The sequence below is a fragment of the Nocardiopsis sp. TNDT3 genome, assembly GCF_003427465.1.
In the GTDB taxonomy this organism is placed as follows: Bacteria; Actinomycetota; Actinomycetes; order Streptosporangiales; family Streptosporangiaceae; genus Nocardiopsis; species Nocardiopsis dassonvillei.
Map to the genome: position 1 here is coordinate 1 of NZ_QPFC01001053.1, position 1,489 is coordinate 1,489.

General features: G+C 74.8%; 1 protein-coding gene. It reads left to right on the forward strand.

The annotated features are described in order from the left end of the window. A partial coding sequence (locus DQW06_RS23695) for a hypothetical protein (protein WP_117199337.1) occupies window positions 1-1,387 on the forward strand: 1,387 nt, incomplete at its 5' end. Window positions 1,388-1,489: the final 102 nt, after the last annotated feature.

Here is a 1,489-nt window from a genome sequence, read left to right on the forward strand (position 1 = left end):
GGCGACCCTGGCCCCCGAGGGCGGCGCTCGCATCCCCGAGCTCCTCGGCCAGCTCGCCGGGAGCGACAGCGCGCTCTCCGAACTCCACGACATCATCCACTTCCCCGCGCCCGGACACCTCGCCGCACCCAAGGCGGTCGACTTCCTGGTCGACCTCGCCTGCGCCGAGTCCACCCCGGCCACCGACCGCTGGCGTCCCCTCAGCCTGCTCCTGGAGCTGGTGGCCGGGCACGCCGAGGACCGCTTCCCCGAGACCCGCGACCTGGACCAGTGGCGCGACGAGGTGGCCTGGGCGGCCTCCAACGACGCCGAGAAGGTCCGCCAGCAGTACCGCGACTGGGCCGAGGAGGCCCCGGACGAGCAGCACTACCACCGCATGCGCAACCGGCTCGCCGTGATGGAGCAGCCCGACGGCGCCGCGATCCTCCAGGCCGAGCTGGACACCTACGAGGCCGTCCGCGCCCGCGTCCCCGACCTGGTAGCACTGCTCCACGGCGGCGCCAACCGCGGCGGCATGGACCGCGCGGGGGAGTGGGTGAGCTACCTGCTGGCCTTCCTGCCCGACGACGCCGAGCGCATCACCACCGAGATCACCGGAGCCTCCCAGGTCCTGCTCGCCAAGGACCTGCGCCCCGCCCCGCAGGCGCCCACGAGCCTGCGCGACGTGATGAACGCGCTGGACAGCGGCGGCGACCCGCTCCCCGCGGAACTGTTCGCCCTCGGCCTGCTGGCCAGCCCGAACGACATCGACGTCTCGGTCGGCCTCACCCACCAGATGGCGGGCGGGAACCTGTACAACTCCTTCGCCGCCTCGGTGGCGATGCTGCTCATCCACGGCGAGAAGACCCCGCGCGAGGCGCTGCGCCGCGTCGGCCGCGGCGGCGGCACCTCCATGGGCTACCAGGGCCTGTTCAACGAGTCCTGGCCGCACTGCGGCGGGCACTCCCCGCAGGTCCTGGGCTTCCTGGCCCTGGGCCGCGCGGGCGACCGCGCCCGCCGTCTGCGCCTGGACATCCTGCCCGGCCTGATCAATGGCGAGGAGGACTCGCGCGCCCTCGTGACGGGTGTCGGCCTCGAACTGGTGCTCGGCCCCCGCAGCAAGGGCCACACCGCCGAGGAGCACGCCGAGGCCGACTACGACGAGGAGACCCTCAAGGTCCTCTGGACGATCGCCGAACTGCCCGCCTCCGCCTGGGAGGACGAGGAGTTCACGCGGACCCTGAGCGCCTGGGCGCTGCCGGACAACGCCGAGGACTTCTGCGCGCTCGTGGGTGTGGAGTCCCAGCCCGAACCGGAGCCGGAGCGGGCCGCGGCCCCGCAGCCGCAGCAGCCCGCCGCCCCCCAGCCCGGCGGGCTGCTGGGGCGCCTCTTCGGCGGAGGACGGTAGGGCGCGCCCGGTCCACCGGCGCGGCGTAACCCCCGGCGCCGGTGGACCGACCGGTCGCGATCGCCCGCCGCGGCCCCGGGCCGTCGCGTACGGCTCCGGGGC